The organism is Bradyrhizobium sp. ma5, from assembly GCF_042258955.1.
Taxonomy (GTDB): Bacteria; Pseudomonadota; Alphaproteobacteria; order Rhizobiales; family Xanthobacteraceae; genus Bradyrhizobium.
This window is the reverse complement of the sequence record NZ_CP170156.1, coordinates 5,165,777-5,190,950: the sequence shown is the minus strand read 5'-3', so window position 1 is coordinate 5,190,950 and position 25,174 is coordinate 5,165,777. Positions and strand designations below refer to the sequence as shown.

The following is a 25,174-nucleotide window of genomic DNA, read 5'->3' as shown; positions in this document are numbered from 1 at the left end:
CGAACAAGGAGTCAGAGACATGGCCTTCCGCAAGCGCCGCGAAGCACTGCGATCGATTCTGAGCGGATCAACCTGCATTCGCCCGGGCTCGGTCTATGACGCGACCTCGATCCGGATCGCGGAAGATCTCGGTTTCGAGCTCGGCATGTTCGGCGGCTCGGTGGCGTCGCTCGCCGTGCTCGGCGATCCCGATATTGCGCTGATCACGCTGACCGAATTCGCCGAGCAGGTACGCCGGATGTCGCGCGCGTCGACCTTGCCTGTGCTGGTCGATGCCGACCACGGTTACGGCAATGCCCTCAACGTTCGCCGCACGGTTCAGGAGGTCGAAGCCGCCGGTGCCGCGGGCCTCACCATCGAGGACACGTTGCTGCCGCAAGCGTTCGGTCAGGCCAAGGCGCAGCTGATCTCGCTCGATGAAGGCGTCGGGAAGATGAAGGCCGCGCTCGACGGGCGCAGCGATCCGTCGCTCGTCATCCTGGGCCGGACCGGTGCCGTCTCGATCACTGATCTCGATGACGCGGTCATGCGTGCCAAAGCCTATGAGGCGGTCGGCGTCGATGGACTGTTCTTCACCGGCATCAAGTCGCGCGAGGAGCTTGAAGCGCTCTCGGCCGCGACGACACTGCCGATCGTGCTCGGCGGCGCGCCGGAAGAGATGACCGCGCTGGATTATCTGGCAAGCCAGCGCGTCAGAATTGCGCTGCAGGGCCACGCGCCGTTCGCGGCCGCAACCCAGGCCGTCTACGAGACGCTGAAGGCGCTGCGCGAAGGCACTTCGCCGAAGCACCTCAAGGGCGTCGCCTCGTCCGAACTGACCGGACGGGTGATGCGCGAGGCGGAGACCAAGGCGCGCAGCGGCGAGTTCCTCGGTCTGAAGAAATGAGCGGCGTGATCCGCCATGTCACGATCAGCGGCCGTGTCCAGGGCGTCGGCTATCGTGCCTGGGTGGACGAGCAGGCGAACGCGCGCGGCCTCGAAGGCTGGGTCCGTAACCGCCGTGACGGCAGCGTCGAGGCGGTGTTCGCCGGAGCCGACAACGTTGTCGCCGACATGATCTCTGCATGTGGCCGCGGACCGTTCTCGGCGCGGGTCGATGCCGTGCACGCCGGGAGCGGCACTTCCGATCTTTTGAACCAGCGCCGGGCAGGGCAGCGGTTCTCGGTCCTGCCGACGGTCTGACGCGTGGTCACGCAACAGCCGTGATCACCAGCGCCTGAATGCGGCCTTCGATCGCGCCGTTGCCGAAGCGGCGCGCGAGCGCCGCTGCGGCGTGCTCAGTCGCAGCATCAAGGCCGATACCGCCGCGCGCCTCGATCTCGCCGCGCAGCGGTGAGCCCTGACAAAACCCGATCGCCGGATCGTGCGGCGCGTTCGCACGGCATTGCTGCGGTACGGTGTCGATCTCGATCTTGCCGAAGCCCGCGGCCAAGAGATCGGCCCGGATAGGGTCTGGCGCGTAGTGGCCATGAGGCGTGCGCGCCAGGAATCGCGGCGGATCGGCCGGGAAGACCTCCGCCAATGCCTGGGTCACCACGTCGGCAAACTCGTTGTCTTCGATGCGATCCCACATGCTGAACAGGAAACGGCCGCCCGGCTTCAGGACACGGCGCGCCTCCGCATAACCCTTGGGCTTATCGGGGAAGAACATCGCGCCGAACTGGCAGGCGACGACATCGAAGCTCGCACTGTCGAACGGCAGGTTGAGTGCGTCGGCCTGCCGCCACCTGATATCGGCCCCGTCCGGCATCCGCGATTTCGCCCGTTCGAGCATGGGTTCATTCAGGTCGGTGGCCACGATCCTTGTGTCGCGGCCGAGCGCCGACCACAGCGCGCGGGTGACGGTCCCGGTGCCCGCGGCCGTCTCGAGCAGGTCGCGCGGGCCAAGAGCCTTGGCGCGTTGCGCCAGGTCGCGTGCGTAGGGTTCAAAAATCATCGGCACGAGCAGCCGGTCATAGAGTTCGGGAATGGAACCGACGAACTCCTTGTCCGACGCTGTCATGGTTGATGCTCCTCGCGCAACTGGGCCGGCAACCGGCTTTCCACAGCGCGGCCCTAGAGTTTTGTGTCCGATCAGCGTGGACGAAGGTTCGGTGGTTACGAAGAAAAAGGCTGCCGTCCGCGATGAGGTGGAGTGACGCGTTCGTCACGCCGGTCACCGGGCGGACCGCCGCACCGTCGCTCAAGAGCGGCTCCCGGCACCTCTTGACTTTCGCTCCGAATAATCTGATATTTCTGTCATGACAGAAATGACCGCCAAAAAGAAACTCCCTGCCGCCGTCGAGCGCTTCATCCTGCATTGGGGCGACATGGGCGACGGATGGGGTGTCAACCGCTCGGTCAGCCAGATCCACGGGCTACTCTACCTCGCCGAAGCGCCGATGACCGCGGAAGACATCGCGGACACGCTCGGCATGGCGCGCTCCAACGTCTCCAACTCGATCAAGGAATTGCTGTCCTGGGGATTGATCCGGCGGGTGCCGATCCTTGGCGATCGTCGCGACCATTTCGAGGCTGAGACCGACATTTGGGAGGTCGCGGCGAAGATCGCGGCCGGGCGCAAGGAGCGCGAGATCGATCCGGCGCTTGCCGCGCTACGCGCCTGCGTCTCCGACGCGGCCGACGATCCCGCCATCAGCGCGCTCGCCAGCAAGCGGTTGAAGGAGATGCTGACATTCACCGAGCTGGTCGACCGCTGGTACACGCAGATGCTGAACGTGCCACGCCCGCGCCTGGTCGCGTTGATCAGGCTCGGCGAGAAGATCGTGAGTTTCCTGCCGACAGGCAGAGCCAGATAGGGGCGGCGGCGTAACGGGAGTGTGCGATGGCGTCAGCAAGGATATCGACCTTAAAGACAGCGCCGGCTTCCGATACGAAACTGTTCGACGACCATCGCTTCCGCGCGTTGCTGCCGGATGAGGATTGGGGCCGCCTGCCGGTCGCGATCTGGCGGCGCTTCTCGAAGCGGTTCGAGGACGGCAACACCGTCGTCTATGTCGGCGAGGTCGAGGAAGCCTTGAGCAGCCGCGCCGGCTGGTGGCTGGCACAGGCCGCGCGTTTGATCGGCGGACCGCTGCCGACCGGCACCGAGACCCGCGTGCCGATGATCGTCACGGTCACCGAGGACGCCGCGACCGGCGGTCAGATCTGGACCCGCATCTGCGCGCGCCGCGATGGCTTCCCGCAGGTGATCCATTCCGCCAAGCGCTTTGCCGGGTCGACCGGGCTCGAGGAGTATGTCGGCTTCGGCGTCAGCATGGCGCTGCGGATCGCGGTCGAGCACGAGGCGCTGGTGTTTCACAGCGTCGGCTACTCATTGCAACTCGGTCCGTTTCGCCTGCCGCTGCCCGAATGGCTCACGCCCGGCGATCTCACCGTCACGCATTCCGATCTCGGCTGCGGCGACTTCCGCTTCACGCTGGAGATTATCCACCCGCGTTTCGGCCGGCTGATCCGTCAGTCTGCCGTGTTCAGGGAGGCTTCGTCATGACGCCGCTGCTGTGGACTTTGGTCGCCATCCAGATCGCGATGGGCGCCTTCGACACCTTCTATCACCACGAATTCACCGAGCGGCTCGCCTGGCGTCCCTCGCAGCGCCATGAGCTTCAGTTGCACAGCGTGCGGAACATGCTTTATGCGCTGCTATTCCTCGTGCTCGGCTGGCTCGAGGTGCACGGCATTCTTGCGATCGCCGTCATGGCCGTGCTGGTCATCGAGGTCGTCATCACGCTGATGGATTTCGTCGAGGAGGATTTGAGCCGAAAGCTGCCACCGAGCGAGCGGATCAATCATACGCTGCTGGCGATCAACTATGGCGCCATCCTGGTGCTGCTGGTGCCGGTGCTGATCGGCTGGGCGGTGCTGCCGACCGCCGTCGTGCCGGCTTCTGCGGGCCTGCTAAGCCTGTTCGCAACGGCCGCGGCCTTCGGCGCGGCGCTGTTCGGTGCGCGTGACTTCGCCGCTGCCAAGCGACTGGGACGGATGTCCAGCGCGCCGGCCGCGAGCTTGGTCGAGAAATTGCCGGCGCGGCAGACCGTGCTCATCACCGGTGCGACCGGTTTCATCGGCAACCGTCTCGCCGCGAGCCTCACCGCATCAGGCCATCAGGTGATTGCGCTGATCCGCAATCCGGCGAAGGCCGAGATGTTGCCGCCGCCGGTGACGCTGATCACGAGCCTCGACCAGCTGCCTGCCGATAGCAAGATCGACGCCATCGTCAATCTCGCGGGCGAGCCGATCGGCAACGGTCTATGGACTGAAGCCAAGCGCCGCAAGATCATCGCCTCGCGTGTCGACATGACGGCCGAGGTGATCAGGCTGATCGCGCGGCTCGAACGCAAGCCGGCGGTACTGGTAAGCGGGTCCGCGATCGGCTGGTACGGGCTCTGGCAGGACCAGGTGCTGACGGAGTCTGCGAAATCCCATGCCTGCTTCAGTCACGAATTGTGCGAGGCCTGGGAGAATGCGGCGAAGCCAGCCGCCGATCACGGCGTGCGCGTGGCGTATTTGCGGATCGGTCTCGTGGTCGGCACCGATGGCGGCTTCATCACGCGGATGCTGACGCCGTTCGAATTCGGTCTCGGCGGCCCGCTCGGCTCGGGCAAGCAGTGGATGTCATGGATCGAGCGTGACGATCTGGTGCGCCTGATCGCGCATGTGATCGCGAAACCTGAACTATCTGGCCCGATCAACGCGACGGCGCCGATCCCGGTGACCAATACGAAGTTCACCGAGGAGCTGGGACGCCGCCTGCACCGGCCCGCGGTCTTCCGCGTCCCTGCCGTGCTGCTCCGTGCAGTCGGCGGCGACTTCGCCAACGAGCTCCTGCTTGGCGGCCAGCGCGTGCTGCCGAACAAGGCGCTGAGCAACGGCTTTGTGTTCCGGCACGAAACCTTGCGCAGCGCGTTCGATGCGATCTTGTGAGGAGGGTGACATGTCTGATGACGGTTGCCACGCATTTGGAGGTTGGCTCGCCGGATGCGGGGCCGCAACTGCGGTTCTCTCCGGCGTTGTCCAGACCCTCTTGATGGTCGTATCCGGCGGCGACATCACGAGGCTGCTGGGAGGCGCCATCGCGCTTCTGCTTCCCACATTCCTGGTTCTCGTCGTCACATGTGTGCTGACCGCCGTTCCCGCAGCGATCGTGATCTGGCTGAGCAAGCAGCTGGAGATTCGATCCGCGGGGTTCTTCGCCAGCGCGGGCGCTGCGATCGGTGCGTTGAGCATCACGGTGCTGCTGCGGTCTCCGGCCGTCTGGACATCCGGATTTGTCTGCCTGTTCGCCGCCGCCGGATTCGTCGCAGGCCTGACCTACTGGTTTGTCGTGAGAGAGCTGGAAGCCGCCGAGCATTCCTTGTGATGCCGCAGAGCCATGCCCGCACTACGCTGCAGACGCCACGCTTCGGAACGTCGCTGCCAGCGTCCGCAGTGCCGCGAGCTTGGCGGGATCGCTGACCTTCGAATGCAGCATCACCTTTGACGCGCCGAGCCGCGGCAGCTTGTGCGTGGGCCCGATGTCGATCAGGCCCGGCGGCGCGATGCGGCGGACGAGCGGTGCGACGGCAAGGCCAGCGAGCGCGGCTGCGACCACCGCGGTGACGCCGCCGCCGACGAAGCCTTCGGTCCACGCGATGCCGGCCTTGTCGAGCGAGCGTACGGCCAGCGCACGCACCCCGCACGGCGGCGCCAGCGTTGCCAGCGGGAGTGCGTCGCCGCGCGGCCAGACGAAGCGCTTGGCGGCGAACCAGCCGAATTCGTCTTCAGTCAGTTTCTCGCCGCCACGCCGGCTGCCTTCCTGGCGTACGATCACGGCGTCGAGTTCGCCGGCATCGTAGGCGTCGAGCATCTCGCGCGAGAAGCCGATGGTCACGGCGAGTGCAAGCTGGGAGGCCATTGCGTGCAGGCGCTCCAGCAGCGGCACGAGCTCCGGACCAGCGGCGTGATCGCTGATCCCGAGCGTGAGTAGCTGCCGCGCCAGCTTCTCGCCGGAAAGTGCGCGGTCATGCACCTCGATCAGCGCGCGGGCGTGATGTAGGAACGCCGCGCCATCGGCAGTGAGCCGCACCGCGCGCGGCGAACGCTCGACCAGCCGCTTGCCGAGCACGGTTTCCAGACGCTGCAATTTCATGCTGATCGCCGCCTGCGTGGTGCCGAGCGCCTCGGCGGCACGGGTGAAGCCCTGCAGCTCGGCGACGAGGAGGAACGCCTGCACGGTGTCGATATCGAGCGTCGTCATGATCAACAAACATTATCATTGCTATCCATCTAGATAAGATACCAAGATGATGCGCAAAGGTCTAGCTAGAGGAGGCGCGATTGACCCGCGCCAACCGAATTCAAGGAGACCGATCATGCCGCTCATCACCGTCACCTATGCGACCTCCCGCGAGAGGCCGTCGCTGAAGTCCGACATCGCCGCCGCCGTGTCGGACCTGACCTCGGGGATCCTGCACAAGGACCCCAAGGTCACGGCAATCATTGTGAAGTCCGCCGACGCGGCCGACTGGTTCGCCGGCGGCAAGTCGCTCGCCGAGCAGGGGCTCGCGAGCTACTGGCTCGACATCCACGTTACCGAAGGCACCAACACCAAGGACGAGAAGGCGGCCTATCTCGCCGCGCTGTTCAAGCGGATGGGCGAATTGCTCGGGCCGCTCCACACCGAGAGCTACGCCCATGTCGACGAGGTGAAGGGCGATGCCTACGGCTTCGGCGGGCTGACCCAGGAGCGCCGCTACATCGCCGGCAAGCTCGAGGTCGCGTCGCAGAAGGCGGCGTAGGTCCTATGAGGTCGCTTCCGGCAGGCGCGCCGCTATGCCGCCGAACACCTCGGAAAATGCCTGCCGGAGCGCGATGTCGACATCGGCCATCGTGACCGGCAGCCCGAGATCGACCAGCGAGGTCACGCCGTAGCGCGGATCGACCACGCCGCAGGGCACGATCGCCTGGAAGTGCGAGAGGTCGGGCTCGACATTGATCGCGATGCCGTGGAACGAGACCCAGCGGCGCAGCCGCACGCCGATCGCGGCGATCTTGTCCTCATGTCCCGGCCCCTTGTCCGGACGCCGCACCCAGACCCCGACGCGGTCCTCGCGGCGCTCGCCGCGGACGTTGAAGGCGGCCAGCGTGCGGATGATCCATTCCTCCAGCGAGGCGACATAGGCGCGCACATCCGGCCGACGCCGCTTCAGGTCGAGCATCACATAGGCAACGCGCTGGCCCGGGCCGTGATAGGTGACCTGGCCGCCGCGGCCGCTCTGGAAGGTCTGGAACCGCGGGTCGAGCAGGTCATCGGCCTTGCCGCTGGTGCCGGAGGTGTAGAGCGGCGGATGCTCGAGCAGCCACACCAGTTCCGGCGCCGAGCCCTCGGCGATCGCGGCCACCCTTGTGTCCATCGCGGCGAGAGAATCGGGGTAGGGCACTGGACGGTCCGAGATCCGCCATTCGACCGCTTCGCCGCCCGAAGGGCGCGCAAAGGTCGTCAAATCGAGGCTTTGGCGGTCGTTAACCATTGGCTAACCCTAACGTGGTCAGGTGAATCCACAATTTAGTTCCAGTTCGGCGGTTCAGAAGTGCCCACCCTCGATAAAGTCAGCGTCGATCTCATGGTGGTCCTCGGCACGACCACCATGCCGATCCACCAGGTCATGCGGCTGTCCCGCGGCGCCATCATCGAACTGGATGCCACCGAGGCCGACGAGGTCAAGATCCTCGCCAACAACCTGCCGGTGGCCAGCGGCGTCGTCCTGGTCGACCGCAACCGGATTGCGGTCGAGGTCAAGCAGATGCTGCCGAAATCTCCCGGGGTTCGCAGTTAATTCATGCATCAAGCGCCTTGTCCCTGCATGCATGATTTGTTACATGGCCCCCTCGATGCGGCGGCGCCTTAGGGTTCCATCCGACATCCTTAGCGCTCGTGGCGGAATTGGTAGACGCGCTGCCTTGAGGTGGCAGTGGGTAACACCGTGGGGGTTCGAGTCCCTCCGAGCGCACCACACCTCAGCTGATCCTTGAAATCGCTGGATTTTTCGACGAACTGGCCGTGCCGGCCCCGCGCCCCGTGGCAGGTCCGACGAGTGCCCGCGGCTGACGTGGAGTGCCGGCGGTCCTGTAACACCGGTCAGGTAGTTTCGCGGATGCATGGCCTCGTGGGCGTGGCGCTGCCGACCGGAAGCGGCCGCTTCGTCCGATCGCGCGGCCGCAAGCCAGCCCCACCCGGAGCGCCTGATGATCTTTGCCAGCTACGCCTACCGTATCCTCTCCAACTTCGTGTTCCTGGGGCTGGTCTATTGCACGCTGAACCTGCTGGAGAAATACGAGCAGCGCGCGACGGTCGCTATCCTGGTCCTGGTCTATGCAACGATGCATGCCCTCTCGGGCCTGCGCTCGTTCTATTTCTTCCAGCGTATCGAGCGCCTCGAAGGCGAGACGCGGCGGCTCGCCACTGCGGCCGGTGAGGGGCCCAATGCTGCGGCCTCGCGCAAGCAGATCGTCGCCGATGTCACCGCGCTCAAGCATGCCGGCGAGATCAAATCCTATATCGACATCTTCTTCCTGGCGCTGGTGATCCTGCTCTGCGTCGCCAAGATCGTGGTCAGCTAGATCGCGGCTCTAGTCAGGCACGCGCTTGCCGGCCGCCGAGGCCTCGGCGCGTGGGGTGCGTTTGGCGACGTGGACCGACGCATTGCTCGCGGTCGGCGGCGCGACACGCAGCGGCGCTCCGTGAAGCCGGCCGTGGGCCGCAGCGGGGAGCTGATGCGCGGCCTGCTTCGGGTGCCTGGCCTGGCGCGCTGACATCGCCTGCGCGCGCGGTGCGCCGACGCCGGGGACAGCTGCCGCGCGCTGTGCCAGACGGCGTTCGGCCGCCGAGCGGGCCGCAAGCAGTGTCACGTCCAGCGCTTCGGGAATGCGAAACACGTCAGCCGCCGGTATCGGTAATGTCGAGGCCGACTCGGGCTGCGTGAGTTGCGGCTGCGGCCACAGCGTGCGGACGGATGCGCCGACGCGCGCGCGCTGCGCGTGATCGAGGATGTCGGCATCGCGCCAATCCATGTCGGCAAACACCGGCGCCGGCAGCGTCCGCGTCGCGGTGAAGACGAAGTTCGGTATTTTGGGCCAGCGCGTGATCGCGATCGTCTCGGTCGGCGGACGCATGAACCATTGCTGCGGCTCGGTCGGCGTCGCTGGACGGTCCGCTGTCGCGGGCACGACATGGACGATGCGGTAGCCGCGCTCCTTCAGCGTGTTGAGGATGCGCGGCAGCGCCGCGACCGTGCGAGGCTGGATGTCATGCAGCAGCAGGATGCCCTTGTGCTTGGCCTCGATCCGCTGGATCGCGAGATCGTAGACCCGCTGCGGCGAGATGTGGCGCCAGTCGTCAGCCGGGAAGTCGGCGCTCCAGACCTGGATGCCCTGCGACGCCAGATAGGCTTCGGGGATCTCGGCGCGCATCAGGCCGGGGATCCGGAAGAACGGCGCGAGCTTGCTCTTGTCGCCGTTGAGCGCGGCGAGCGTCGAGGCGATGCCGTCGTCGACTTCCTGCCGTACTTGTTCGAGCGGCATCTTGTTCATCGTCAACGGATGATTCTGGCTGTGCGTGCCGACGGTATGTCCGGCGGCGATCAGCTTGCGCACGCCCTCCGGATTGAATCGGGCCTGGGAGCCGATGGTGAAGAAGGTCGCCTTGACGCACTGGCTGGCGAGAATGGCCAGCACCTGATTGCTGTATTTCGGCAGCGGTCCGTCGTCGAAGGTCAGCACCACCTCGTGATCGGCGAGCGGCAGCGTCTCCGGATACTGCATGGTGCCGATCCGCGGATGCTCCGTGGGATCGACGACGAGGGTCCGCGAGGTGCCGAGTGCGTTGGGGTTACCCGGGCAATCCGCGGCGAGGGCGGCCGGCGGCGTCATGAAGCAGCAGCCCAGCAGCGCCGCGCCGATCACGGTCCGCGACCGCTTCCGGATCATCACCAGGACGTCTGCAATCATCGATCTCGGCCGCATTCCAAACGCACTGACGAATCCTTAAGGACGGCCCCATGAATGCCGCCTTAACGGTCTGTAATCCACCTTGGGTGGCGGGTTCAATGTGTCCGGTCGGACACGGTCTTCATCGCCGCCGGGATGATGTGGACGACGTGATAATTATGCTCCTGCAGGTACCTTAGGAAGGCGGGCAGCATCTCGGCTGTTCGCATTTGCGGGTCGTGCAGCAGGATAATTCCCTTGCGATGGCCCTCGAGCCGCCCGGTGAGCAGCTTGAGTTCCTCCTCGGGGGTCATCTTGTTCCAATCGCTGGCCCAGAAATCGGCGCCGAACACCGCGATACCACGCTTTTCCATGCGCTCGAGCAGCGCGGGCGTCGATTCGAAATAGGGGAACCGGAACAACGGCGTGCTCGGGACCGTGCTCGCGGTGCCGCGCAGGGCGGTCTGGACTGCTTCGATCCCCCGATTGATGTTCGCCTCGGCCTGATCCGTCGGCATTTTGTTGAGATGCGGATGGTCCCAGCTGTGATAGCCGATGCTGTGGCCGAGGCGTGCGATCTTGCGGACCATGTCGGGATGATCGGCCGCATTGCGGCCGACCATGAAGAAGGTGGCCTGCACGCATTCGGTTGCCAGCGCCGTCAGCACCTTGTCGGTGACGCCAGGTGTCGGCCCGTCGTCGAACGTCAGCACGACTTCGCCATCCCGCAGCGGCAGGGTCTGCGGAAAGCTTTTCTGCCCGACGCGCGGATAGGTCGCAGGGTCGACCTCCAGCACACGCGAGGTGCCGAGTGCGTCCTTGCGCGGGCATTCGGCGGCCTTCGCCGAGCTAATCAGCGCAACAGGTGCGAGCGCGATCAGCGCCGCGACAATGTTCAGGATCGGTCGCGGTGCGCTCGACATCTTTCTCATTGCACTGGGCCCCACCGATTAGGTAATCCGTTCCGCACTCATCAGAGCAGTTTTTCCCCTCCTGTCAAACCGGCGAAACACGGCATGGCCGAGAATATCGACGTTGCCGAACCCGCCGAGGCCGACCCGCTCGCCCGGATGCCGATGCGGGACGAGGAGGGCCAGCTCCGCCCCGAATTCGTCGCTGGCATCACCCGGGCCATCCACGCCGCGGACCGGCCTCTGCTGTGCGAGGTGGTGGCGGAACTGCACGAGGCCGATCTCGGCGACCTGATCGAGGCGCTGGAGCCCGACGACCGCGTCACCCTGGTCGAGATCACCGGCACGGACTTCGACTTCTCGGCGCTCAACGAGGTCGACGAGACGGTCCGCGAGGAGATCCTCGAGGAACTCGAGCCGGAGACCGTCGCCGAGGGCGTCCGCGAACTCGAATCCGACGACGCCGTCGAGCTGCTGGAGAGCCTCGATGAGGAGGACCAGGAAGAGATCCTGGAGAAGCTGCCGGCGGCCGAGCGCGAGGACATCGAGCGCAGCCTGCTGTATCCGGAGAATTCCGCCGGCCGGCGGATGCAGACCGAGTTCATCGCGGTGCCGCCGGATTGGAAAGTCGGGCAGGCGATCGACTACATGCGCGACACGCCCGATCTGCCGGACCGCTTCTACGAGATCTACGTGGTCGACGCTGACAAGCACCTGCTCGGCGCCGTGCCGCTCGACGTGCTGCTGCGCACGCGCCGCCCGATCCCGGTCAAGGATCTGATCGACGAGGACCGTCGCCGGGTCTCCGCGCTGGAGGACCAGGAAGAAGTCGCGCGGATGTTCGGCAAGTACAATCTGGTCGCGGCTCCCGTCGTCGACACCACCGAGCGGCTGGTCGGCGTGATCACCATCGACGACGTCGTCGACGTGATCGAGGAGGAGGCCGACGAGGACCTCAAGGCACTCGGCGGCGTCACCCATCCTGAAGAGCTGTCCGACACGGTCTGGACCATTGCCCGCGGCCGGTTCAACTGGCTGCTGGTCAATCTTGCCACCGCGTTCCTGGCTTCGTCGGTGCTCGGCCTGTTCGAGGGCCAGCTCGAGAAGATGGTGGCGCTCGCGGTGCTGGCGCCGATCGTGGCGAGCCAGGGCGGCAATGCCGCGACCCAGACCATGACGGTCGCGGTGCGCGCGCTCGCCACCCGCGAACTCGGTGCGTTCAACGCGACACGGGTGGTGCTGCGCGAGACCATGGTCGGGCTCGTCAACGGCCTCGCCTTTGCCGTCATCACCGGCATCGCCGCGGTGGCCTGGTTCAGGATCCCCGGTCTCGGCATCGTGATCGGGCTTGCGATCATCTGCAACCTGGTCGCCGGCGCGCTCGGCGGCATCCTGATTCCGATGGTGCTGGAACGGGTGCGCGCCGATCCCGCGGTCGCCTCCGGCACCTTCGTCACGACCGTCACCGACGTGGTCGGCTTCTTCTCGTTTCTCGGCATCGCCACGCTTTGGTTCGGGCTGAAATAGTCTGCGACTTGGCGGCCGGCTTATCGTTAATCGCGCCTTAACGGGGTTGGCGGATGATGGTCCCATCTTCACGGGGGCCATCATGCAGCGGTTGCGGCTCAAGGCGGACGGACGGATCGTCGAATTGCGCGACGGGCAGGAAATCCCGCTCGTGCCCGCACATCCCGCCGAGGCGGCAATGCAGCCTTCGGCCTCGCAACCGGCCGTGCGCGATCTGCGCCGCCGGGCCCAGCTCACCCAGCTCGAATTCGCCGCCAAGCTCGGCGTGCCGGTCGAGACCATCCGCAACTGGGAGCAGGGCAAGCGCGCCCCGCGGGGACCCGCCCGCGCGCTGCTCGCGGTGATCGCCCATTCGCCGGAGACGGTGTTCGCCGCACTGTCGAGCGAGCCGACCGCGGCGTGAGCTGATACGGCGCGCTCCGCCGTCATTGTCAGCCAATTGATCGAATTCACGCGCCATATTCGCAACCGTCGTTTTGGCGAAAGCCAAGACCCATAACCACCGCATGTGGTGTTGAACGGGATTGTCGCCTCAGCGTCGCGCAACAATTGAGATTTGGGGTAATGGGTCCTGGCTTTCGCCAGGACGACACCGAATGTGCGGCGCAGCCCTTATCCGCAATCGTCGTCCCCGCGAAAGCTGGGACCCGTAACCATAGGGGCGTGTTGTTAGAGAGGGCTGTGGCCCCAGCACCGCGCAACAATCGCCTTCGGTGGATATAGGTCGCGGCTTTCGCCGGGCCGGTCGCAACGGGGCCTTCGCTCCCGGCACAATCTCATGGGACTTGCCAGCAAGGCGGTTTGGCCGCTTTAATCGCGGGATTGCAGTACGTTCTTATTTGAAGCGTGGATTTCCCCATGAAGGCCATCGAGCAGATCATTGCCGGCTACGTGTCGCTGAAGAATCGTCAAGCGCTGGAACAGCTCAGAGACCATCGCCAACAACTATTGGACGATGTTCGAACGCACAGCGTTCCCGGTTTCAGGCCATCGGTCGTGAATGAGACTCTCTCCGAGGAGATCGAGCTCATCGAGGGAGCGTTGGCTTGCTTCGACGAGGACAGATAGTTCGCGACCGGGGCGCTAGGCCAGCTGGACATCGTTGTTCTGCGATTGCGACAGACTTCTATTTGGGAGGTACGCATGATCGACCAGAGAACTGCGCCTTATGCTGCCTTTTTGCTCCGCGTTACGCTTGCCGGACTTTTCATTGCTCATCTCTACGGCAAATGCGTGCTCAAGCCGATTAGCCTGTGGTGGAACGGCCTTTCCAAACTCGGTTATCCCGAATGGGTTCTTGCCTACGCTCTAAGCGCCGAATTCGGATCGGCGCTTCTGCTGCTGCTCGGCATCTATACGCGCTGGGTGAGCATCTACGCGATCCCGATGATGCTAGGCGCAACCCACTTCTGGATGCTTAGAAAGGGCTATTGGTTCACGGAAGCCGGCTGGGAGATGCCGTTCGTCTGGGCGATCATGCTCGCCGTCCAGGCGCTGCTGGGCGACGGAGCGTTTGCGGTGAAGGTCCCCAAGCTGCCTTGGGAGCGCCGGCTTCTGCCAACGACAGCCTGACGGCTTCGCGAGGGGGGCGCGCGACCGGCGCGGGCCCGCCACGCGGTCACATCCATCAACCGCAGCAAGGCTGCTTGGCTTTCGGCGCGCAGCACGATTGCTGTTCCTGCAGCCATCGGTCGCGCGGCTTGCAACTCGACGGGCGCGCCGAGAGATAGACGTGGATCGCGGCGTCGCCCGTATCCATGCGTTCCGCGCGATAGATTTGCATCGGCCGGACGCCATCGCTGACCTCAAAGGTCAGCTTGGCTTGCGGATCGAAACCGACGGCCTCGTCGACCTTGCGGATGATCGCGAGAAATCTCCCGGCCGGCATGTGGCCTCGGTTTTCCTCTTCGATGTCCCAGAGCTGAATGAAGGTCTCGCTCCAGCTCTCAGGGTTCGCGCCGCAATCGAGCCCTCTGAATGAGCCGGTTTTGACTTCGGTCACGTGGTAGCTGGGTCGGACGTCGCGCCCGTCGTAACTGAAGATCAGCGGCTTCTCCTTGTGCGCCTCGAGGCTGGAAAGGAGGGCGGCAGATGAAAGCTCTTCCACCGCGAGCAGGGCGCCGACGGTCGATCGGGTATTGGCAAGCATGGTCATGGCTGCTATCCTCATTTCAATGATTATTGAATTATAGGATTATCGAAAGATGGAGGAGCGTCAAGCCCGAACCGCCTTCGCCGCGCTGTCGCAGGAAACGCGGCTGCGGATCGTGCGGTTGCTGGTCCAGGCCGGTCCCGATGGCATGGCGGCAGGGGCGATTGCCGAGGCGGTTGAAGTATCGCCATCCAACGTGTCGTTCCACCTGAAGGACCTCGAGCATGCGGGCATGATCGTGCCACGCCGCGAGGCGCGTTCGATCATCTACTCGGCGGATTACACTGGCCTCCGCGATCTCATCGCCTTCCTGATGAAGGATTGCTGTGCGGGCCACCCCGAAATCTGCGCGCCGGCGCTCGCCGATGCCGAGTGCAGGCCTTCCACGGCCAAGAAGAAGGCGCGTGTCTGATGCGCGCCTTCGATCTGCCGCGACGCCTTGTCGCCGAGGGCCTCGGCACCTTGCTGCTGGTCACAACCGTCGTTGGCTCCGGCATCATGGCCGAGACGTTGACCAAGGACGTTGCGTTGGCGCTGCTCGGCAACACCCTTCCGACCGGCGCCATTCTGGTCGTGTTGATCACGATTCTCGGACCAATTTCCGGCGCGCATTTCAATCCGGCGGTCACGCTGGTCTTCATGCTCAAGGGCGAGCTCCGTCCACCGCATGCAGCGCAGTACATCGCGGCGCAGGTGCTCGGGGGAATCCTCGGCGCAATGGTCGCGCATGCCATGTTCGGCCTGCCGCTCCTGGAGTTCTCGGCCAAGGCAAGGACAGGATTTCCGCAGTGGTTTGCGGAATTCATTGCCGCGTTCGGACTGGTCGCAACGATCATCGGTGGCCTCCGGTTTCGTGAGGCCGCAATTCCATGGCTGGTTGGGCTTTACATCACGGCCGCGTACTGGTTCACCGCATCCACGTCGTTCGCCAATCCGGCCGTTGCCATCGCGCGATCGTTCACCGATACGTTTTCCGGCATCCGCGCGCAGGACCTGCCGGGATTCATCGTCGCCGAGGTTCTGGGAGCCATGGTCGCGCTGGCATTCATGAGCTGGCTGCTGCGGGGCGCCGAAACCACAGAGGAAGTCACCCGATGACGATCACGATCTACCACAATCCCGCTTGCGGGACGTCGCGCAACACCCTGGCGATGATCCGCCAAAGCGGGGAGGAGCCCGAGATCGTCGAATATCTCAAGACGCCTCCCTCACGCGACAAGCTGGTCGCGCTAATCGCTGCCATGGGCATGACGCCGCGCGCGCTGCTCCGCGAGAAAGGCACGCCGTATGCCGCGCTCGACCTTGCTAATCCGAAATGGAGCGACGACGAATTGATCGATTTCATGATGGCGCATCCGATCCTGATCAATCGGCCGATCGTGGTCTCGCCCAGGGGCGTGAGGTTGTGCCGGCCGTCCGAAGCCGTCCTTGATCTCCTCGCCGTTGTCGACATCGGCCGGTTCGTCAAGGAAGACGGCGAAGTGGTCTTGCCCAGGAAGCCGGGTGCGCACGCCGGATGAGCCGCCGCGCAGATAACGTCCTGATCGTCGCGCTCGGCACCACGCAAACCCTGGCCTGGGCGTCGAGCTACTATCTGCCGGCGATTCTCGCGGACCCGATTGCGCGGGACCTCGGCATCTCGACGAACTGGCTGTTCGCCGCGTTCTCGATGGCGCTCGTGATCTCAGGACTACTCGGCCCGCGCGTCGGCCGCCAGATCGACCGCATGGGCGGGCGCGAAGTGCTCTGCGCGTCCAACCTGATTCTGGCGTCCGGCCTAATCCTGCTCGGGCTTTCGCAGGGCACCGTTCTGATGGCCGCAAGCTGGCTGTTGCTCGGCGTCGGCATGGGCCTCGGCCTGTATGATGCGGCGTTCGCGGCGCTCGGGCGCATCTATGGCAACACCGCCCGCCGCTCCATCACCGGCATCACCCTGATCGCCGGGTTTGCCAGCACGATCGGCTGGCCGCTCACCGCGTGGGGCCTCGCAACCATCGGCTGGCGCTGGACCTGCTTCGGCTGGGCGGCGGCGCACATTCTCATTTGCCTGCCGCTCAACGCCTTCCTGGTCCCCAAGCTGAAGAGCGAGCACCGGATCGCAGCCGACACGCCCAAGCCGCATATTCCAATCGACCGCGCGATGGTGCTGCTTGCCTTTGCCTTCGCGGCGGCCTGGAGCGTCACGTCGGCGATGGCGGTGCATTTGCCGCGAATTCTGGAGGCGTTGGGCGCGACGCAAACGCAGGCGATCGCGGCAGGCGCGTTGATCGGTCCGGCGCAGGTGGCGGCAAGGATTGTCGAAGCGAGCCTGCTGAAGCGCTTTCATCCGCTATGGTCGGCGCGATTGGCCTGCATCACGCACCCCTTGGGCGCCTGCGTCATCGGCCTGTTCGGTGGAGGCTTCGCCGGGATCTTCGCGCTGCTGCACGGCGCCGGAAACGGCATCCTCACGATCGCGCGTGGCACGCTGCCGTTGGCGATATTCGGTCCAAAGGATTACGGCTACCGCTTGGGGCTGCTCGGCGCGCCGTCGCGACTGTCGCAAGCGATCGCGCCCCTGGCGTTCGGATTCCTGATTGCGCCACTCGGCGGCTATACGTTCGCGGTCACGTCGGCTCTCAGCCTGGCCGCGCTGCTCGCGTTGTTCGCACTCAAGGCCGAGCCGACGAGCCCTTCGCAGTAGCGTCGCGACTCTTCATCCGCCGAACCGTCTCGATGAAGGCCTTGATGATCGGTGAGTGGCCGCGGCCGCTGTGATGAGCGATGCTGTACTGGGTCTTGATGGTGCGGTCGCTGATCTCGAGCGCGCGCAGGTTAGGATGCGGCACGAATTCGAAGTCGGCGACGACGCTGATGCCGAGGCCGCGCTCGACTGCCTTCCACACGCCCTCGCGGCTCTCGATCTCGAACACCGGTTCGATCTGGATGCCCTCGGCCTGCATCGTCGCCTCGAAGGCGCGCCTTGTGGTCGAGCCGCGCTCGCGCAGCACGATGGGCTGGTCGGCGAGCTCGCGCAGCCTGACCGACTTCCGCTTGAACCAGGGATGATCGCGGTTGACGAATACGATCACGCGGTGGGTGCGATAGGGGATCATGGTGACGCGCGGGTCTTCCGGCACCTCGGCCAAGATCGCGACGTCGGCCTCGAAATTGACGATGTGACGAAGCGTGCGTTCGGAATTGCCGAGCAAGGTCGAGATCTGCACCTCGGGATGATCGCGCTTGAACGCTGCGATGATCTCGGTGGCGTGAAACGGCCCGACGGTCGCGACCCGCAGGTGCCCCTTGGTCGCCTTGCCGTGCGCGGCCAATAGTTCGTGCGCCTCGTCGCAGAACGTCATGATGCCGCGGGTGATCTCGAACAGCGCGCTGCCGGCTTCGGTGAGCTCGGTGTGCCGCGGCTTGCGGATCAGAAGCTCGACGCCATAGGTCTCCTCCAGCTCCTTGACCTGAATGGTCAGCGTCGGCTGCCCGACATTGAGCACGCGCGAGGCCGCGGTGAAGCCGCCATGGGAAGCGACCGCATGGAAAGCGCGAAGCTGGCTGAACACTATTGACATAATCAATAGAACGCATCCGAAGAATGAATTTGTCAATAGTAGCCGGCGCCGTACCTTCGCGCCAAATGGAGGACGCGCGGATGGACTGGAGTTATTCCAACCCGGTAAGGATCGAATTCGGAGCCGACAGCTTCGACAAGCTGCCGGCGCTGATCGCCAAGCGCGCCTATGCGCTGGTGACCTATGGCGAGCCGGTCTTCGCCGAGCTTGAGCGGCGGCTGCGCGCTGCGGCGGGGGCTTCAGTTCTAACCATCCGCGACGTCGCGCCCAATCCGGATTACCGCCTCCTCACCGAGCAGACCGCGCGCTTTGCCGGGCTCGCCAAGCAGCCCGAGGTCATCGTCGCGCTCGGCGGCGGCTCGGTGATCGATTCCGCAAAGGTGTTCGCGGCCGCCGGCGGCGACTTCGCGATCGTCAAGACTTATCTAGAGACGCAGCAGGGCGCCGATCGGCTTTCGGCGATCCCGATCATCGCGGTGCCGACCACCGCGGGCACCGGCAGTGAGGTGACGTGCTGGGGCACGGTGTGGGACGAGGCCAATGGCAAGAAATACTCGCTGGCGCGTCCGTCGCTCTATCCGACCCATGCGGTGATCGATCCGCGCCTGATGCTCGGCAAGCCGCAGCTCCTCACCATCAGCACCGGCCTCGACGCGCTGTCGCATGCGCTCGAGAGCATCTGGAACGTCAACAACAACCCGGTGTCGGCCAACCATGCAGTGGCGGCGGCGCGCGGCGTTCTCGACGTGCTGCCGAAGCTCGCCAATGATCTCGGCAATCTCGAACTGCGCAGCCGGATGGCGCAGGCGGCGCTGTTCGCGGGCCTTGCGTTCTCCAACACCAAGACCGCGATCGCGCATTCGCTGTCCTACCCGATCACGCTGCGGCATGGCGTGCAGCACGGCATCGCTTGCTCGTTCTCGCTGCCGATGGTGCTGCGCAGCGTGCGCGGGGCGGGCGGGCTCTGCGAAGACAGCCTCAAGCAGATCTTCGGCAGCGACCTCGCACGCGCGGCCGACGATCTCGAGGACTTCATGGCGCGGCTCGGCATCTCCTGCAATCCGGCCGCCTACAGGATCGACCGTGCGGAATGGCACGCGCTGATCGCGGACTCGCTCGAGGGCGAGCGCGGCCGCAATTTTCTGGGGTCGAAGGAACGGCTGATCGAAGCATCGCAGACGCTGCGGATGCCGAGCGCGGCGAGCGCGTGACGACGGCATAGTGACACGGAGAGATATCATGCAGGACAATCGCAAAACCATCACTGTCAACGGACGCCGCTACGACGCGCCGACGCGGCCGACGGTCGTGATCTGCCTTGACGGTTCGGAGCCCGGCTATATCGAGCAGGCGATCGAGGCCGGCGTCGCGCCGACCTTCGCGCGTTTCATGAAGGAGGGCGCGCATGTCCATGCCGCCAGCGTGATCCCGAGCTTCACCAATCCGAACAATCTTTCGATCATCACGGGGCGGCCCCCTGCGGTGCACGGCATCGCCGGCAATTACTTCTACGACACGGCGAACGACGCCGAAGTCATGATGAACGATCCGAAATTCCTGCGCGCGCCGACGATCCTGGCCGGTGTCCATGACGCCGGCTACAAGGTGGCCGCCGTCACCGCCAAGGACAAGCTGCGCACCTTGCTCGCCTACGGGCTCGACTATGCGAGCGGCCGTGCCATCGCGTTCTCGTCGGAGAAGGCCGACCAGGCCACCAAGGCTGCCAACGGCATCGCCAATGTGCTCGACTTCGTCGGCCTGCCGCTGCCCGAGGTCTATTCGGCCGACCTGTCGCGCTTCGTGTTCGCGGCCGGTGTCAAGCTGGTCGAGCGGCATCGTCCGGACCTGATGTATCTGTCGACCACCGACTACATCCAGCACAAGGTCGGGCCCGGCACCAAGATCGCCAACGACTTCTACGCGATGATCGACGGCTATCTCGCCAGGCTCGACGCGCTCGGCTGCAACATCGTGGCGACCGCCGACCACGGCATGAACGACAAGTTTTTGCCCGACGGCAAGCCCGACGTGATCTACCTCCAGGACGTCATGGATGACTGGACGGGGAAGGGCGCCGCAAGGGTGATCCTGCCGATCACCGATCCCTATGTCGCCCATCACGGCTCGCTCGGCTCGTTTGCGACGATCTACACGCCCGATGGCGCCGACGTCGACACGCTGCTGATGCGGCTGCGCGACATCAAGGGCATCGAGGTGGCGCTGCCGCGCAAGGATGCCTGCGCGCGGTTCGAGCTGCCGCCCGACAGGATCGGCGACATCGTCGTGATCTCGACCAGGCACAAGGTGCTCGGCACCAGCGCATCGCGCCACGATCTATCCGGGCTGACCGAGCCGCTGCGCTCGCATGGCGGGCTGACCGAGCAGCGGGTACCGCTGATCGCCAACCGCAAGATCGTGCTGCCCGCCGGGCACGCCTTGCGCAATTTCGACGCCTTCGACGTCGCGCTCAACCGCATCCAGTGACATCCGGACTTGAGGACACCACCATGAACATCCAGAGCCCGGCCGTTCGCCATGAGCAGATGCGCATCGCAGGCAGCCTCGTCGACACCGACGAGCATGTCGAGGTCTTCAATCCCTACACCAACAAGGTGGTGGGCACGGTGCCGGCGGCGCGCCCGGAGCATGTCCGCAGCGCCTTTGCCAGGGCGGCGGCGTTCAAGCCGAAGCTGACGCGTTACGAGCGCCAGCGCATCCTGCTGCGCACCGCAGAGATTTTGGCCGGTCGCAAGGAGGAGTTCGCGCGGCTGATCACCGCCGAGTCCGGCCTGTGCTGGAAGGACTCGCTCTACGAGGCCGGGCGCGCCTACGACGTTTACTCGTTCGCCGGGCAGCTCGCGATCAAGGACGACGGCGAGACGTTCTCCTGCGACATCAGCCCCCAGGGCAAGGCGCGCAAGATCTTCACGACGCGGACGCCGCTGCTCGGTGCGATCTCGGCGATCACGCCGTTCAACCATCCGCTCAACATGGTGAGCCACAAGATCGCGCCGGCGATCGCCACCAACAACCGCGTGGTGCTGAAGCCGACCGAGCTGACGCCGCTGACCGCGCTCGCGCTCGCCGACGTGTTGTACGAGGCCGGGCTGCCGCCCGAGATGCTGTCGGTGGTGACGGGCAATCCGCATTCGATGGGCGATGCGATGATCACCGATCCCGACGCCGATCTCGTGACCTTCACCGGCTCGGTCAGGGTCGGTAAGCACATCGCGGACAAAGCCGGCTACAAGCGCCTGGTGCTCGAGCTTGGCGGCAACGATCCCCTGATCGTGATGGAGGACGCCGACCTCGAGAAGGCGGCCGAGCTTGCGGTTACCGGCGCGACCAAGAATTCCGGCCAGCGCTGCACGGCCGTGAAGCGCATCCTCTGCGTTGAGGCCGTTGCCGACGATTTCGCCGCGCTGGTGCTGAAGAAGGCGCGCACCCTGAAGTGCGGCGATCCGATGGACCCGACGGTCGATGTCGGCACGGTGATCCATGAGGGCGCGGCGAAGGAATTCGAGCGCCGGGTCAACGCCGCGGTTACCGACGGCGCCGAGCTCCTGCACGGCAACGACCGCGAGGGCGCGCTGTATCCGCCGACGGTGGTCGACCGGATTGCCTACACCAGCGAGCTGGTGATGCAGGAAACCTTCGGGCCTGTGATCCCGATCATCCGCGTGCCCAACGACATCGAGAGCGTGATCCGGATATCGAACGCCACCGCGTTCGGGCTGTCGTCCGGCGTCTGCACCAACCGGCTCGACTACATCACGCGGTTCGTCAACGAGCTCGACGTCGGCACCGTCAACATCTGGGAAGTGCCGGGCTACCGGATCGAGATGTCGCCGTTCGGCGGCATCAAGGACTCCGGCCTTGGCTACAAGGAAGGCGTGCAGGAGGCGATCAAGAGCTTCACCAACGTCAAGACCTATTCGCTGCCCTGGCCGGTCTAGGGACGCGCGTCGATCCGAAGCAGGGCCGCACGCGCACAACAAAAAAGCGCGGCGGCCGAGGCTGAACAACAAGACAATCATCAGGGGAGGCTGCAATGTCGATCACGTTCAGTCCGGCGAGCGTCGGCTCGGTCGGAGTCCAAAATCCGGAGCTTGCGACATCGTTCCGCCGCGCGCAGTGGCGGATGCTGTTCGCGGCGATGTTCTGCTATCTGTTCTTCTACACCGGGCGGCAAACCTTCGGCTTCGCCATTCCCGGCATCCAGGCCGAGTTCGGCGTCAGCAAGGAGGCGCTGGGCTGGGCCAGCGCGGCGCTATTGTGGTGCTACGCGGTCGGGCAGGCCATCAACGGCAATCTCGGCGACAAGTTCGGCGGCCGCCGCGTGATGAGCGCGGGCGCGATCCTCTCCTTCATCATGAACTGGGCCACCAGCCTCTCGACCGGCATCGTCAGCCTCACAGCGTTCTGGGGCATCAACGGCTATTTCCAGTCGATGGGGTGGGCGCCGGGCAGCCGCCTGCTGTCGAACTGGTGGGGCCGCCATGAGCGCGGCACGGTCTACGGGCTCTATACCTTCGCGGCCGGTCTCGCCTCGGTGCTGTCGTTCGTCACCTCGCTGGTGGTGGTCGGCTATTTCCAGCTCGACTGGCGCTGGATCTTCCGCATTCCGGTGGTGCTGCTGCTGCTCGGCGGCATCGCGTTCTATCTGATCGCGCGCGAGAAGCCCGAGGACATGGGCTTTGCCTCGCCGCACGACGAGGCCGACGACGTCACGGCAACCGAGGCCGCGGTCGACGCCAATGAGGGCTCGCTCGCGCGCTACAAGGCGGTGCTGTCGAACTGGCGCCTCTTGGTCGCCGGCGTCTCGATCGGTTTCCAGAACGCGGCGCGCTACGGCCTGCTGGTCTGGGTGCCCGTGCACTTCCTCGGCAGCAACTGGGCCAAGGCTGGTGCGACCTCGGCGATCGATCCGCGCTGGATCAGCATCGCGCTGCCGGTCGGCATGGCGGTCGGCGCGTTCAGCAACGGTTGGGTCTCGGACAAGGTGTTCGGCTCGCGCCGCTACCTCGCCATCGTGCTCTACATGGTGCTCGCCGCGGTCACCGCGTTGTGCATGTACGCGATCCCGACCACCGAGGTCTATCTCGGCATGACGGTGCTGTTCCTGTGCGGCTTCTTCACCTATGGCCCGCAATCCTCGTTCTGGGCGCTGTGCCCGGATCTGGTCGGCCACAAGCGGGCAGGGACCGCGACCGGGGTGATGAACTCCTTCGCCTATCTGTTCGCCGGTCTCGGCGAGCCGATCATCGGCCACTTCATGGACAAGCATAACCAGACGTCGCTGGTGTTCCTCGTCGTCGCGGTCTGCGCGACCTCCAGCGCGGTGGTGGCAGCCTTCATCCGGCGCTGACGCACTATCCTCGTCAGCGGCTTCACGACAGGTCCGCGCTTCCCGGGAAGCGCGGACTGCTCTTTTTTGGAAAGAGCAGAACGCCGTTGCGCGCGGACGCTGCAGCCGCAACGCCGGGCCAATTCCCTGGATTCGGCTGGCTCGGGCGTATGACCCAACGCCCAATTCCTCACCAGTGGCTGACCAATAACGAGGCTGAGACCGTATAATATCTATAAATATCAATATGATGTATAAAATTGTATGCAGAATGCAAAACGTGCTTGTCGCTCCGGCCGCCTTGAAGCAGACTTCGCGCGGGGCAGGAGAGGGCCAATGACCTTCGATGACGAGGGTCGTGCCAGGGGCAAAAACAATCTGCGGGCAGAGGAGCGAGCAATGAGCGATCAGGTGTCCACCATCGCAATGGCAGATACGGCGAAGCCTTCCGGCGTGCGCTGGAAGATCTTCCTGCTGATGCTGTTCCTGATCTCGATCAACTATATCGATCGCGCTTCGCTCTCGGTCGCGATGCCCGTGATCGCCAAGGAGTTCGACATCGATCCGGCGATGCAGGGCCTGATCCTGAGCTCGTTCTTCTGGACATACGCGCTGATGCAGGTGCCGGGCGGCATGCTCGCCGACCGCTTCAAGCCGCGCATCGTGATCGCGCTCGCGACATTGTTCTGGGGCTTCTTCCAGGCGCTGGCGGCGCTGTCCACCAGCTGGATGCTGCTGCTGCTGACCCGGCTCGGGCTCGGCGCGTCCGAAGCGCCGATCTATCCGGCCGGCGGCAAGCTCAACGCGATCTGGATGACGCAGACCGAACGCGGCCGCGGAGCCACTCTGCTCGACGGCGGCGCACCGCTCGGCGCTGCGCTCGGCTCGATCGTGATCGCCTGGCTGATGGCGGCATTCAGCTCCTGGCGTGTCGCCTTTGTGATCGCCGGCATCGGCACCATGCTGTGCGGGCTGTGGGCCTGGTACTACATCCGCAACGCGCCGCGCGAGCATCCCTCGGTCAATGAAGCCGAGGCGCGCTATCTCGAGGAGGCGCATGCGATCGAGGACGCGGCGACGCCGCCGTCGTCGGGCGCGAGCGGGCTGGCCTATTTCCGCTTCCGCTCGGTCTGGTGCATGTGCCTCGGCTGGATGTTCTTCAACACCACCTTCTATGGCCTGCTGACCTGGATGCCGACCTATCTGTTCAAGGTGCACGGCTTCGACATCAAGGCGCTCGGCGGCGCATCCTTCATCATCTTCTTCGCGGGCTTCGTCGGCGAACTGGTCGGCGGCTGGATCGGCGACGGCTGGCGGGCGCGGGGCGGGGCGCCCAACACCGTGTTCCGCACCCTGTTCGGCATCGCGGCGATCATGGCGACGGTGTCGATCTTCCTGGTCGCCTACGTCACCAACGCGGTTGTGGTCGTGGTGCTGCTGTCGACGACGCTGTTCTTCTTGCGCTGGTGCGGCATGTACTGGGCGATCCCGTCGGCGCTGGCGGGCCGCGGCAAGTCCGGCTTCCTCGGCGGCTGCATGAATCTCGGCGGCAACATCGCGGGCATCACCACGCCCCTGATCGTCGGCTTCATCGTGCAGGCCACCGGCTCCTACTTCCTCGCTTTGATGTATTTCGCCGCCGCGGGAATTGCGCTGTTGATCTGCTCGACTCTGATCGACTACAGCCGCAAGCTCCCGGTCTAGAACGGATGCG

29 protein-coding genes and 1 tRNA gene are annotated in these 25,174 nt (G+C 65.1%); 23 read left to right on the top strand and 7 right to left on the bottom strand.

From position 1 onward, the window contains the following. Positions 1-19 precede the first annotated feature (19 nt). Positions 20-886, top strand: a complete 867-nt coding sequence (locus ACE103_RS24220; RefSeq protein ID WP_223967441.1) for an oxaloacetate decarboxylase — start codon at positions 20-22, stop codon at positions 884-886. Continuing rightward, positions 883-1,182 (top strand): acylphosphatase, encoded by a 300-nt coding sequence (locus ACE103_RS24215; RefSeq protein WP_223967442.1) that lies wholly within the window; start codon positions 883-885, stop codon positions 1,180-1,182. The genes ACE103_RS24220 and ACE103_RS24215 overlap by 4 nt, the downstream gene beginning before the upstream one ends. 7 nt (positions 1,183-1,189) lie before the next feature. Here ACE103_RS24215 and ACE103_RS24210 read toward each other — a convergent pair whose 3' ends face one another. Then, the gene (locus ACE103_RS24210) at positions 1,190-2,002 is read right to left on the bottom strand and encodes a class I SAM-dependent methyltransferase (protein WP_375775163.1); all 813 of its coding nucleotides are present in this window, start codon (positions 2,000-2,002) and stop codon (positions 1,190-1,192) included. 238 nt (positions 2,003-2,240) lie between these two features. On the opposite strand from ACE103_RS24210, the gene ACE103_RS24205 reads away from it, so the two are divergent. The 4 genes from ACE103_RS24205 to ACE103_RS24190 are packed head-to-tail and all read left to right on the top strand — an operon-like array spanning position 2,241 to position 5,359. Further along, positions 2,241-2,798, top strand: a complete 558-nt coding sequence (locus ACE103_RS24205; RefSeq protein ID WP_375775162.1) for a GbsR/MarR family transcriptional regulator — start codon at positions 2,241-2,243, stop codon at positions 2,796-2,798. Between the two features lie 26 nt (positions 2,799-2,824). Next, a complete protein-coding gene (locus tag ACE103_RS24200) occupies positions 2,825-3,490 on the top strand; it encodes a DUF4166 domain-containing protein (protein ID WP_375775161.1) in 666 nt (221 codons plus the stop codon). Further along, positions 3,487-4,923: a TIGR01777 family oxidoreductase gene (locus ACE103_RS24195; protein ID WP_375775160.1), complete on the top strand. Its 1,437-nt coding sequence runs from the start codon at positions 3,487-3,489 to the stop codon at positions 4,921-4,923. The genes ACE103_RS24200 and ACE103_RS24195 overlap by 4 nt, the downstream gene beginning before the upstream one ends. A 10-nt stretch (positions 4,924-4,933) precedes the next feature. Then, entirely contained in the window at positions 4,934-5,359 is a 426-nt protein-coding gene (locus ACE103_RS24190) for a hypothetical protein (protein ID WP_375775159.1), read from the top strand. 21 nt (positions 5,360-5,380) lie between these two features. On the opposite strand, the gene ACE103_RS24185 is transcribed toward ACE103_RS24190, so the two are convergent. Further along, positions 5,381-6,238: a LysR family transcriptional regulator gene (locus tag ACE103_RS24185; protein ID WP_375781173.1), complete on the bottom strand. Its 858-nt coding sequence runs from the start codon at positions 6,236-6,238 to the stop codon at positions 5,381-5,383. 112 nt (positions 6,239-6,350) lie between these two features. Here ACE103_RS24185 and ACE103_RS24180 point away from each other — a divergent pair, with 112 nt between their 5' ends. Continuing rightward, complete coding sequence (locus tag ACE103_RS24180) at positions 6,351-6,776, top strand: 4-oxalocrotonate tautomerase family protein (RefSeq protein WP_375775158.1); 426 nt, start codon at positions 6,351-6,353, stop codon at positions 6,774-6,776. A 3-nt stretch (positions 6,777-6,779) separates the two neighbouring features. On the opposite strand, the gene lipB is transcribed toward ACE103_RS24180, so the two are convergent. Further along, positions 6,780-7,508, bottom strand: a complete 729-nt coding sequence (lipB, locus tag ACE103_RS24175) for a lipoyl(octanoyl) transferase LipB (RefSeq protein ID WP_375775157.1) — start codon at positions 7,506-7,508, stop codon at positions 6,780-6,782. A 60-nt stretch (positions 7,509-7,568) separates the two neighbouring features. On the opposite strand from lipB, the gene ACE103_RS24170 reads away from it, so the two are divergent. The 3 genes from ACE103_RS24170 to ACE103_RS24160 all read left to right on the top strand — a co-directional run bounded on the left by ACE103_RS24170 (position 7,569) and on the right by ACE103_RS24160 (position 8,598). Beyond that, complete coding sequence (locus tag ACE103_RS24170) at positions 7,569-7,814, top strand: FliM/FliN family flagellar motor switch protein (protein ID WP_021080574.1); 246 nt, start codon at positions 7,569-7,571, stop codon at positions 7,812-7,814. Between the two features lie 92 nt (positions 7,815-7,906). Further along, positions 7,907-7,991, top strand: a tRNA-Leu gene (locus ACE103_RS24165). 232 nt (positions 7,992-8,223) lie between these two features. Next, positions 8,224-8,598 (top strand): hypothetical protein, encoded by a 375-nt coding sequence (locus ACE103_RS24160; protein ID WP_375775156.1) that lies wholly within the window; start codon positions 8,224-8,226, stop codon positions 8,596-8,598. A 9-nt stretch (positions 8,599-8,607) separates the two neighbouring features. Here the strand turns inward: ACE103_RS24160 and ACE103_RS24155 are convergent, their stop codons facing one another. Both ACE103_RS24155 and ACE103_RS24150 read right to left on the bottom strand, forming a co-directional pair. Continuing rightward, on the bottom strand, positions 8,608-9,984 hold the full coding sequence (locus ACE103_RS24155; protein ID WP_375775155.1) for a polysaccharide deacetylase family protein: 1,377 nt from the start codon (positions 9,982-9,984) through the stop codon (positions 8,608-8,610). A gap of 95 nt (positions 9,985-10,079) precedes the next feature. Continuing rightward, positions 10,080-10,895 carry a polysaccharide deacetylase family protein gene (locus ACE103_RS24150; protein WP_375775154.1) on the bottom strand — a complete coding sequence of 272 codons (816 nt, stop codon included), beginning with the start codon at positions 10,893-10,895 and terminating at the stop codon, positions 10,080-10,082. 84 nt (positions 10,896-10,979) lie between these two features. Here ACE103_RS24150 and mgtE point away from each other — a divergent pair, with 84 nt between their 5' ends. The 4 genes from mgtE to ACE103_RS24130 all read left to right on the top strand — a co-directional run bounded on the left by mgtE (position 10,980) and on the right by ACE103_RS24130 (position 13,973). Beyond that, a complete protein-coding gene (gene mgtE, locus ACE103_RS24145) occupies positions 10,980-12,401 on the top strand; it encodes a magnesium transporter (protein ID WP_223967453.1) in 1,422 nt (473 codons plus the stop codon). An 82-nt stretch (positions 12,402-12,483) separates the two neighbouring features. After that, complete coding sequence (locus tag ACE103_RS24140) at positions 12,484-12,804, top strand: DNA-binding transcriptional regulator (RefSeq protein WP_298376790.1); 321 nt, start codon at positions 12,484-12,486, stop codon at positions 12,802-12,804. Positions 12,805-13,259: 455 nt separating this feature from the next. Next, positions 13,260-13,469, top strand: coding sequence for a hypothetical protein (locus ACE103_RS24135; RefSeq protein WP_375775153.1), 210 nt, complete (start codon positions 13,260-13,262; stop codon positions 13,467-13,469). A gap of 75 nt (positions 13,470-13,544) precedes the next feature. Then, positions 13,545-13,973 carry a DoxX family protein gene (locus tag ACE103_RS24130; protein WP_375775152.1) on the top strand — a complete coding sequence of 143 codons (429 nt, stop codon included), beginning with the start codon at positions 13,545-13,547 and terminating at the stop codon, positions 13,971-13,973. Between the two features lie 55 nt (positions 13,974-14,028). Here ACE103_RS24130 and ACE103_RS24125 read toward each other — a convergent pair whose 3' ends face one another. Continuing rightward, positions 14,029-14,556, bottom strand: a complete 528-nt coding sequence (locus ACE103_RS24125) for a DUF6428 family protein (protein WP_375775151.1) — start codon at positions 14,554-14,556, stop codon at positions 14,029-14,031. A gap of 49 nt (positions 14,557-14,605) precedes the next feature. Here ACE103_RS24125 and ACE103_RS24120 point away from each other — a divergent pair, with 49 nt between their 5' ends. From ACE103_RS24120 to ACE103_RS24105, 4 genes are read left to right on the top strand one after another with little or no spacing between them, the layout of a single operon-like run. Next, complete coding sequence (locus ACE103_RS24120) at positions 14,606-14,965, top strand: ArsR/SmtB family transcription factor (RefSeq protein ID WP_375775150.1); 360 nt, start codon at positions 14,606-14,608, stop codon at positions 14,963-14,965. Further along, complete coding sequence (locus ACE103_RS24115; RefSeq protein WP_375775149.1) at positions 14,965-15,651, top strand: aquaporin; 687 nt, start codon at positions 14,965-14,967, stop codon at positions 15,649-15,651. Before ACE103_RS24120 ends, ACE103_RS24115 begins: the two co-directional genes overlap by 1 nt. Beyond that, positions 15,648-16,073: an arsenate reductase (glutaredoxin) gene (gene arsC / locus ACE103_RS24110; protein WP_375775148.1), complete on the top strand. Its 426-nt coding sequence runs from the start codon at positions 15,648-15,650 to the stop codon at positions 16,071-16,073. Before ACE103_RS24115 ends, arsC begins: the two co-directional genes overlap by 4 nt. After that, positions 16,070-17,236 carry an MFS transporter gene (locus ACE103_RS24105; protein WP_375775147.1) on the top strand — a complete coding sequence of 389 codons (1,167 nt, stop codon included), beginning with the start codon at positions 16,070-16,072 and terminating at the stop codon, positions 17,234-17,236. The genes arsC and ACE103_RS24105 overlap by 4 nt, the downstream gene beginning before the upstream one ends. Here ACE103_RS24105 and ACE103_RS24100 read toward each other — a convergent pair. Further along, a complete protein-coding gene (locus tag ACE103_RS24100) occupies positions 17,205-18,113 on the bottom strand; it encodes a LysR substrate-binding domain-containing protein (protein ID WP_375781172.1) in 909 nt (302 codons plus the stop codon). The genes ACE103_RS24105 and ACE103_RS24100 overlap by 32 nt on opposite strands. A gap of 80 nt (positions 18,114-18,193) precedes the next feature. Here ACE103_RS24100 and psrA point away from each other — a divergent pair, with 80 nt between their 5' ends. From psrA to ACE103_RS24075, 5 genes are all read left to right on the top strand, one after another. Beyond that, positions 18,194-19,324 carry an iron-containing alcohol dehydrogenase PsrA gene (gene psrA / locus ACE103_RS24095; RefSeq protein ID WP_375775146.1) on the top strand — a complete coding sequence of 377 codons (1,131 nt, stop codon included), beginning with the start codon at positions 18,194-18,196 and terminating at the stop codon, positions 19,322-19,324. Positions 19,325-19,349: 25 nt separating this feature from the next. Beyond that, positions 19,350-20,597 carry a phosphonoacetate hydrolase gene (gene phnA / locus ACE103_RS24090; RefSeq protein WP_375781171.1) on the top strand — a complete coding sequence of 416 codons (1,248 nt, stop codon included), beginning with the start codon at positions 19,350-19,352 and terminating at the stop codon, positions 20,595-20,597. A gap of 23 nt (positions 20,598-20,620) precedes the next feature. Next, positions 20,621-22,069 carry a phosphonoacetaldehyde dehydrogenase gene (phnY, locus tag ACE103_RS24085; protein ID WP_375775145.1) on the top strand — a complete coding sequence of 483 codons (1,449 nt, stop codon included), beginning with the start codon at positions 20,621-20,623 and terminating at the stop codon, positions 22,067-22,069. A 95-nt stretch (positions 22,070-22,164) separates the two neighbouring features. Further along, positions 22,165-23,481 carry an MFS transporter gene (locus ACE103_RS24080; protein ID WP_375775144.1) on the top strand — a complete coding sequence of 439 codons (1,317 nt, stop codon included), beginning with the start codon at positions 22,165-22,167 and terminating at the stop codon, positions 23,479-23,481. Positions 23,482-23,859: 378 nt separating this feature from the next. Further along, positions 23,860-25,164 (top strand): MFS transporter, encoded by a 1,305-nt coding sequence (locus ACE103_RS24075; protein ID WP_223967464.1) that lies wholly within the window; start codon positions 23,860-23,862, stop codon positions 25,162-25,164. Positions 25,165-25,174 lie beyond the last annotated feature (10 nt).

Excerpts from the sequence above, each read along its gene's own strand:
- mgtE (WP_223967453.1), top strand. The coding sequence starts at position 10,980 with ATGGCCGAGAATATCGACGTTGCCGAACCCGCCGAGGCCGACCCGCTC.
- ACE103_RS24080 (WP_375775144.1), top strand. The coding sequence starts at position 22,165 with ATGTCGATCACGTTCAGTCCGGCGAGCGTCGGCTCGGTCGGAGTCCAA.
- ACE103_RS24220 (WP_223967441.1), top strand. The coding sequence starts at position 20 with ATGGCCTTCCGCAAGCGCCGCGAAGCACTGCGATCGATTCTGAGCGGA.
- ACE103_RS24115 (WP_375775149.1), top strand. The coding sequence starts at position 14,965 with ATGCGCGCCTTCGATCTGCCGCGACGCCTTGTCGCCGAGGGCCTCGGC.
- arsC (WP_375775148.1), top strand. The coding sequence starts at position 15,648 with ATGACGATCACGATCTACCACAATCCCGCTTGCGGGACGTCGCGCAAC.
- ACE103_RS24205 (WP_375775162.1), top strand. The coding sequence starts at position 2,241 with ATGACAGAAATGACCGCCAAAAAGAAACTCCCTGCCGCCGTCGAGCGC.
- ACE103_RS24130 (WP_375775152.1), top strand. The coding sequence starts at position 13,545 with ATGATCGACCAGAGAACTGCGCCTTATGCTGCCTTTTTGCTCCGCGTT.
- ACE103_RS24150 (WP_375775154.1), bottom strand. The coding sequence starts at position 10,895 with ATGAGAAAGATGTCGAGCGCACCGCGACCGATCCTGAACATTGTCGCG.
- ACE103_RS24105 (WP_375775147.1), top strand. The coding sequence starts at position 16,070 with ATGAGCCGCCGCGCAGATAACGTCCTGATCGTCGCGCTCGGCACCACG.
- ACE103_RS24200 (WP_375775161.1), top strand. The coding sequence starts at position 2,825 with ATGGCGTCAGCAAGGATATCGACCTTAAAGACAGCGCCGGCTTCCGAT.
- ACE103_RS24160 (WP_375775156.1), top strand. The coding sequence starts at position 8,224 with ATGATCTTTGCCAGCTACGCCTACCGTATCCTCTCCAACTTCGTGTTC.
- phnY (WP_375775145.1), top strand. The coding sequence starts at position 20,621 with ATGAACATCCAGAGCCCGGCCGTTCGCCATGAGCAGATGCGCATCGCA.
- ACE103_RS24120 (WP_375775150.1), top strand. The coding sequence starts at position 14,606 with ATGGAGGAGCGTCAAGCCCGAACCGCCTTCGCCGCGCTGTCGCAGGAA.
- ACE103_RS24075 (WP_223967464.1), top strand. The coding sequence starts at position 23,860 with ATGAGCGATCAGGTGTCCACCATCGCAATGGCAGATACGGCGAAGCCT.
- ACE103_RS24215 (WP_223967442.1), top strand. The coding sequence starts at position 883 with ATGAGCGGCGTGATCCGCCATGTCACGATCAGCGGCCGTGTCCAGGGC.
- ACE103_RS24125 (WP_375775151.1), bottom strand. The coding sequence starts at position 14,556 with ATGACCATGCTTGCCAATACCCGATCGACCGTCGGCGCCCTGCTCGCG.
- psrA (WP_375775146.1), top strand. The coding sequence starts at position 18,194 with ATGGACTGGAGTTATTCCAACCCGGTAAGGATCGAATTCGGAGCCGAC.
- lipB (WP_375775157.1), bottom strand. The coding sequence starts at position 7,508 with ATGGTTAACGACCGCCAAAGCCTCGATTTGACGACCTTTGCGCGCCCT.
- ACE103_RS24100 (WP_375781172.1), bottom strand. The coding sequence starts at position 18,113 with ATGTCAATAGTGTTCAGCCAGCTTCGCGCTTTCCATGCGGTCGCTTCC.
- ACE103_RS24195 (WP_375775160.1), top strand. The coding sequence starts at position 3,487 with ATGACGCCGCTGCTGTGGACTTTGGTCGCCATCCAGATCGCGATGGGC.
- ACE103_RS24180 (WP_375775158.1), top strand. The coding sequence starts at position 6,351 with ATGCCGCTCATCACCGTCACCTATGCGACCTCCCGCGAGAGGCCGTCG.
- ACE103_RS24135 (WP_375775153.1), top strand. The coding sequence starts at position 13,260 with ATGAAGGCCATCGAGCAGATCATTGCCGGCTACGTGTCGCTGAAGAAT.
- ACE103_RS24210 (WP_375775163.1), bottom strand. The coding sequence starts at position 2,002 with ATGACAGCGTCGGACAAGGAGTTCGTCGGTTCCATTCCCGAACTCTAT.
- ACE103_RS24190 (WP_375775159.1), top strand. The coding sequence starts at position 4,934 with ATGTCTGATGACGGTTGCCACGCATTTGGAGGTTGGCTCGCCGGATGC.
- ACE103_RS24155 (WP_375775155.1), bottom strand. The coding sequence starts at position 9,984 with ATGATTGCAGACGTCCTGGTGATGATCCGGAAGCGGTCGCGGACCGTG.
- ACE103_RS24140 (WP_298376790.1), top strand. The coding sequence starts at position 12,484 with ATGCAGCGGTTGCGGCTCAAGGCGGACGGACGGATCGTCGAATTGCGC.